The sequence below is a fragment of the Rothia sp. HMSC061C12 genome, assembly GCF_001815755.1.
Lineage (GTDB): Bacteria > Actinomycetota > Actinomycetes > Actinomycetales > Micrococcaceae > Rothia > Rothia mucilaginosa.
The window spans coordinates 16,031-21,985 of the sequence record NZ_KV821840.1; the positions used below are offsets into that span (position 1 = coordinate 16,031).

Below are 5,955 nucleotides of genomic sequence, written 5' to 3' on the forward strand. Positions count from 1 at the left end.
AGCGCCCACACTGGGCGTAGCTAACGCGGTTGGGGTGGTTGACGCAGACGGTAGGGGTCTGCCCGTAGCCTGCGTAGTTGGGAAAGTTCTCCACTGAACCTCCAGGGGTTGTGTACCGGATCAACCGGGGTGGTGTGCGGGGGATGGCGCGCGCGGGCATATAAGCGCAGGGGCCCACCGGAAGAATCCTGGCGGGCCCCTGAACTATACGTGTTTTCTCAACACCTTCAGCAGAATGCTCGTATGAGCTTTCTGATGGGGTTTATTAGAGCTTTTCGATGTCGATCGAGGAGATGACAACGTCCTTGACCGGGCGGTCCTGGAAGCCGGTCTCAACGCTCTCAATAGCGTCAACAACCTTCTTGGATGCCTCGTCGGTGACCTCACCGAAGATGGTGTGGCGGCCGTTCAGCCAGGGGGTCTCAACGGTGGTGATGAAGAACTGAGAACCGTTGGTGCCGGGGCCTGCGTTAGCCATTGCCAGCAGGTAGGGCTTGGAGAAGGAGAGCTCGGGGTGAATCTCGTCCTTGAACTGGTAGCCGGGGCCGCCAACGCCCATGCCCAGGGGGTCGCCACCCTGAATCATGAAGTCCTTGATGATGCGGTGGAACACGACGTCCTTGTACAGGGGGGTGTTCATGATTTCACCGGTGCGGGGGTGCTTCCACTGACGGGAGCCGTCAGCGAGGCCGATGAAGTTCTCAACAGTCAGCGGTGCGTGGTTGCCGAAGAGCTCGACGACGATGTCACCGTAGTTGGTGTGGATAGTTGCCTTAGCAGTTGCATTAGTCATGGCTCTATTGTGGCACGGGGCGGCGCTCATTCGCCATCTAACATGTTTTTTCGCCCCGGGCGCACCGTTGGGCGGGCTTTTTGGGCGGGAATTGAATATCCTGAGAGGTGAACACTACGCGCGCTGCGGCGTTTTCTGGCCGCTGGCGCATTTCAACCGATGGAGGTCACCCCATGTTCTGCTGCAAGAAGCGCAAGGCACGCAAGGCTGCTAAGGCTCAGGCTGTTGTCTCTTCCCTGGCTGCTGTTGAGTCCGCGCTGGAAGGCAAGACCGCTGAGATGTTCGCTGAGAAGCTGACCGGCAACAAGAAGGCTCTGAAGAAGGCTCGTAAGGCTACCGCGAAGACCGTTCGCGCCGCTGAGAAGGAACTGGCTCGTATTGAGCGTAACGGCGGCAAGCGCCCCCGTAAGGGCCTGGCATTCCTGGGCCTGCTGGTTGCTCTGGGTGTTGCAGGCGCAGCAGCTTACAACGCAGCTCGTCCCGTGGAGGATCCCTGGAAGAACGCATAAGCGTGGGGTTCCCCGTATCTTTTTCTCTAAGGCTTTCTGAGGCGCCGCTGGCGGCGTGAGGGAGCGCTTTATGAGAGATAGCCGCCCGCTAGAGTGTAATGCTCTGGCGGGCGGCTATTAGTTTATTTTTTCGGGGTGTTTGTTTTTTAGGGGGGACAGGGGCGAGAGGAGGAGCTAAAGATAGAGCACTGAATCTCCCCGGGTGCACCCTGCGGTATTTCCCCTAACATACCCGGATATACAAAGAACCCCATGTCTTTCGACATGGGGTTCTCGGTTCAAAAATAAACCGGCGATGACCTACTCTCCCACACCCACAAAAGTGCAGTACCATCGGCGCTAAGAGTCTTAGCTTCTGGGTTCGGAATGGAGCCAGGCGTTTCCCTCTTGCTATAATCACCGGAAAGTGGAGGCGAGGGGACTCGAACCCCTAACCCTCTGCTTGCAAAGCAGATGCGCTACCAATTGCGCCACGCCCCCGCGGTACTCTACTAGTCTATAACACCTTTTGTGGCTTCACCAAATCCCCAGGCACATTTTTTTAGTTAGACCCATCACATTACTGAGGGGTTTAGGTAATAACCTCACCCGGCACTGTTGCCTCACGCTTCGTCAGAGCCTGCAGGGGGCCACTAACTTCCTGCAGGTACTTACGAACCGCAGTGCGTTGCGCCTCCTTCGCAGACTCCTCCTTCGATTCCGGCGCCTTGAAGCCCAGCTTGAACGCATCCCACTGGCTCGCCGAGGGGTACTTCTCACGAGCATTCCACACCAGCGAGAACGAGGCCAAAGTGTTCAGCTCCTTCTTCGTGGCAGCCTTCGACAGCACATCAGCCACCGTTGCCACACGTGAAGACTCCGCAACGCTCACCGAGATCTTCGACTGCGCACCCGAGGGCAGGGTCAGCGCCTTATCCGGAGCCAACTGAATATTCAGGTGAATCTGCTGCACCTGCTCGTTCTTCAGATCCAGCTCAGCCAGCGCACGGAAGCGCTTCAGCAGGGACTCATAGTTCTCATCAATCACAACGGCGTTCAGGCGCAGCTCATCCGCCAGCAGACTCACCTGAGCGTAGCTCGCATTAGTACCCAGCGCCGCGTTAGCGGTCAGCACCTTCAGCCACTGCTCTTCCTTCAGAGTTGCCGAATCATTGACGCGCAGCGGGCCCACCGGCGCATCCGTAGCGGTGTTAGCAACGTTCTGCGGGTCATTCGCCGAGTCCACGCCGCCATAGGTGACACTCAGCCGGTGCAAAGAGCCGTAAACGGACAGATTCGTCAGCGCCGTAGCAGCCGCCGCCAAATCAGCCTGCGCCGCCTCCGTGAGGGAGAAAGAACCCACCAGACGCAGATCCTGCTCAGTACGCCCCTGACCCACATAGATACGCCCCAGCGACTCAATCTTCAGGTAGCGGGTATCAATATTCTCGCGAACCAGACGCTCACGGCGCGCCAACAGCTTCTCGTTTGAAACCACCACCGCAGCGTCCTCACCCAGAACACCGGTGGCGGCAATCTGCGGCATCGCGGCAAGCACCCCGGCGGCAGCAATCACGCCACCGGTCAGAAGCAGGGAACGGCGAGGAACCACGAGGCGGCGCGCCTGCTCGGCAATAGCCTCTTTAGCGGCATCTACACGGATTGAAGAGCTCTTAGCGGAGGATTCCTCAGCGGCGACGGGTGCCGCCTCAGAAACGCCCTGAGAGGGTTCTTGAGTGGACGTAAGGTGAGAGTTTTCGGGTTCAGGAGTAGGTGAAGAAGACACAGATTCTCCAGTTTTAGGGCGAGCACAAAGCCCGCCATTAGTTTGAGGGAGTGAGTCTCTCTAGGATACCGCCCGCACCTATGCACATGCCGACAACCCGCGGCGCAGCATTCGAAGGGCATAAAGAAAACCTATGGGGTGGACTTCAGTCCACCCCATAGGTCACAAGCTTCATGAGAGTTCTCAACTCTCACCGCAGGCTATTTAGTCGTCCTGCGCAGCAGTAGCGTTCGGAGCCGGAATATTAGCCGACTCAGCAGCCAACTCGGCGATACGAATCTCGCCGGTCGTCGGATCATCATAGGTCACGTACTCGGTACCGCCAGCCGTAGGCTCAGCGTCCTCATTCACATGGTTCTCCGCAATCAGGAAGCCGTGCGCACCCAGAATCTTAGCGACGCGGTCAATATCCTGCGGGGTCGGGGTATGATCCACCACTCGACGAATGTACTCGTTAATGCGCTGGTCACTCACGTATGCCTCGCCACGAGCAGCACGAGACTGCATGAGCTGGCGAACAACTTCCTGCAGCTGCTCATCGGTCAGACGCATCTTCAAAATAGCCATCACTGCCGCGCGGTCCTGCACCGGAACATCCTTGGGATACCCGACGCTCAGCCAGTCGATTACTCGAGAGATTATGCTCTTATCAGGCATCGAGCCCCTCCTTCGAAGCAGTCATCATATGCAATTTAGTGTTCACGGGATTAGTGGCCTCCACCGGTTACGCCGAAGATATTCCAGCCGAAAGTGTGGTCGATAAAGTCCTTAGCGACCCAGAGAATACCGATGATTACGATTGCTACGATAATAGCAAAAATGCAGGACGCGGCAATCTTCGCCACCGTTCCCGGAGGCTCAATTTCAACGAGCTTGCCGTCCGCAGTGTACTCGGTACGACCAGCCAGCAGACGCAGACCGAACGCATACAGCGCCGGAAGGCCCGCACCGAAGAACAAACCGGCAATCAGCACCGGAATAACCTTGTTCACAATGTCCATCAGATATTCCACGGCTACGAACCTGCCTTCTCAGTAGCAAGAATCTGATCTGCGGATGCGTCAGCGCTGGTGACTGCAGCGCCTTCCTTTTCATCCCAGTCGCCAGTCACGTTCGAAGCGTCAATGTTGTCCTTCTGGGAATGACGCCACATCAGGAAGCAGAAGATCACCAGCAGAGCGAACACGGTCATTTCGCCAACAAACTGGGTGCCGGTCAGAGCGTTCAGGCCGTGACCAATCAGCCAGGTCAGAGCACCCACAATAGCGGCAGCCGGCAGGGTAATCAGCCAAGCAACCACCATGCGGCCAGCAACAGACCAGCGAACCTCAGCACCCTTACGACCCAGACCACTACCCAGAATCGAACCGGATGCCACGTGAGTGGTGGACAGCGCCATACCGAAGTGGGACGAGGTCAGAATAATCGCAGCGGATGCGCCGTCAGCAGCAACACCCTGCGGGGTATCCACCTCGACGATGCCCTTACCGAGGGTACGGATAATACGCCAACCGCCCAGGTAAGTACCCAGAGCAATCGCGAGCGCACAGGAAGCCTTCACCCAGAAGGGGATTGCGTCATCGTTGCTCAGAGTGCCCGAAGCAACCAGAGCCAGGAAGATCACGCCCATGGTCTTCTGCGCGTCGTTGGTACCGTGCGCCAGAGACATCAGGGACGCGGTTGCAACCTGTCCCTTGCGGAAGCCGCCGTGCTTACGATCATCAGCCACCGGAGCAGCAATACGGTAGACCAGCCAGGTGCCGGTTGCCGCCACAATAGCCGCAATAACGGGGGAGAGGACCGCGGGAACAATAATCTTGGACAGAACGCCCATCCACTGCACGCCGTCAAAGCCGATCGCGACAATAGCCGAACCAATCAGGCCACCAAACAGAGCGTGCGACGAGGATGAGGGAAGACCCAGAAGCCAGGTCAAAACATTCCAGAGGATACCGCCCACCAGACCGGTAAAGACGATGAGCATCAATGCCGGACCGTCCGTTGTTACATCGATACGGTCCAGGTTCACGATGCCGCTACCGACCGAACGCGCCACCTCAACAGAGAGGAACGCGCCAACGAGGTTCAGGGACGCAGACAGCGCCACGGCGGTCTTAGGCTTCAGCGCACCGGTGGCGATGGAGGTTGCCATCGCATTGCCGGTGTCGTGGAAGCCATTCGTAAAGTCGAAGGCGAGCGCGGTCAGCACCACGATCACGAGAATAATGAGTTCTGTAGTCACAAGAAAATTATCTGTCGGTTTTCGCGAAATCTAAAGTATTCCGAATTAACACGAAATAACAGATAAACCCACAGTATTGAGCGGGTTTCCGTGAGGGTTTTACTATAGAGCCCATATTTCAGGGGAAACTCTCCCGATATTCCGCGGAAAAAAGGGTGCACCCATCGGAATGCTTAAGTTGGTTTATGTGGCTTATGCGAGAGTGCGGGGGAGAAGGGTGATTATATCCATCAAGAGCCTAAAGTGTGTTCACCAAGTGTTCACTTTCAGGAACCTCCCAGCTTTCTTTTTGTGACACACCTTTATTATTCAGACCTCATTTGGATCACCAAGCTACCCGTACAGGATGCCCCTGTGGGTTTTTGCGGCACTGGGGTTACAGTACTGGGGTTTCGGCGGCACAAGTTCTCTGCGGTAGCTGGTTTTCTATAGCGGCGCACGCTTGAGCGTCGAGAAGGAACAGCCCCAGCTGCCAATTCGTAGCGCGCACAATACGCCAGCTTCACGAGGCGCCCATGCCGAATCTGCCACTCGCATCAGCGAATACAACAAAAGACCCCGTATCTTTCGATACGGGGTCTTCTTCAAAAATAAACCGGCGATGACCTACTCTCCCACACCCACAAAAGTGCAGTACCATCGGCGC

General features: G+C 56.9%; 7 protein-coding genes, 1 tRNA gene and 1 rRNA gene. 2 read left to right on the forward strand and 7 right to left on the reverse strand.

What is annotated here, in order from left to right; translation table 11 throughout:
- Positions 1-265: 265 nt before the first annotated feature.
- On the reverse strand, positions 266-793 hold the full coding sequence (locus HMPREF3055_RS01090; protein WP_049352247.1) for a peptidylprolyl isomerase: 528 nt from the start codon (positions 791-793) through the stop codon (positions 266-268).
- Positions 794-966: 173 nt separating this feature from the next.
- On the opposite strand from HMPREF3055_RS01090, the gene HMPREF3055_RS01095 reads away from it, so the two are divergent.
- Complete coding sequence (locus HMPREF3055_RS01095; protein WP_049345994.1) at positions 967-1,302, forward strand: hypothetical protein; 336 nt, start codon at positions 967-969, stop codon at positions 1,300-1,302.
- Positions 1,303-1,589: 287 nt separating this feature from the next.
- Here the strand turns inward: HMPREF3055_RS01095 and rrf are convergent.
- The 6 genes from rrf to HMPREF3055_RS01125 form a co-directional block, all read right to left on the reverse strand.
- Positions 1,590-1,706 (reverse strand): 5S ribosomal RNA (gene rrf, locus HMPREF3055_RS01100).
- A 3-nt stretch (positions 1,707-1,709) separates the two neighbouring features.
- Positions 1,710-1,782 (reverse strand) — tRNA-Ala (locus HMPREF3055_RS01105).
- Positions 1,783-1,873: 91 nt separating this feature from the next.
- A complete protein-coding gene (locus tag HMPREF3055_RS01110) occupies positions 1,874-3,067 on the reverse strand; it encodes an acetamidase (RefSeq protein ID WP_070737424.1) in 1,194 nt (397 codons plus the stop codon).
- Positions 3,068-3,271: 204 nt separating this feature from the next.
- Entirely contained in the window at positions 3,272-3,724 is a 453-nt protein-coding gene (locus HMPREF3055_RS01115; protein ID WP_070737427.1) for a DUF3349 domain-containing protein, read from the reverse strand.
- Positions 3,725-3,774: 50 nt separating this feature from the next.
- Entirely contained in the window at positions 3,775-4,068 is a 294-nt protein-coding gene (locus tag HMPREF3055_RS01120; RefSeq protein ID WP_070737430.1) for a hypothetical protein, read from the reverse strand.
- 14 nt (positions 4,069-4,082) lie between these two features.
- Complete coding sequence (locus HMPREF3055_RS01125; RefSeq protein ID WP_070737433.1) at positions 4,083-5,309, reverse strand: inorganic phosphate transporter; 1,227 nt, start codon at positions 5,307-5,309, stop codon at positions 4,083-4,085.
- Between the two features lie 442 nt (positions 5,310-5,751).
- On the opposite strand from HMPREF3055_RS01125, the gene HMPREF3055_RS09320 reads away from it, so the two are divergent.
- On the forward strand, positions 5,752-5,955 hold a 204-nt coding region (locus HMPREF3055_RS09320; protein WP_210399371.1), incomplete at its 3' end, for a hypothetical protein.

What these genes read in the sequence shown, in the direction of transcription:
- HMPREF3055_RS01090 (WP_049352247.1), bottom strand. Translation starts at nt 793, where the DNA reads ATGACTAATGCAACTGCTAAGGCAACTATCCACACCAACTACGGTGAC.
- HMPREF3055_RS01095 (WP_049345994.1), top strand. Translation starts at nt 967, where the DNA reads ATGTTCTGCTGCAAGAAGCGCAAGGCACGCAAGGCTGCTAAGGCTCAG.
- HMPREF3055_RS01115 (WP_070737427.1), bottom strand. Translation starts at nt 3,724, where the DNA reads ATGCCTGATAAGAGCATAATCTCTCGAGTAATCGACTGGCTGAGCGTC.
- HMPREF3055_RS01120 (WP_070737430.1), bottom strand. Translation starts at nt 4,068, where the DNA reads ATGGACATTGTGAACAAGGTTATTCCGGTGCTGATTGCCGGTTTGTTC.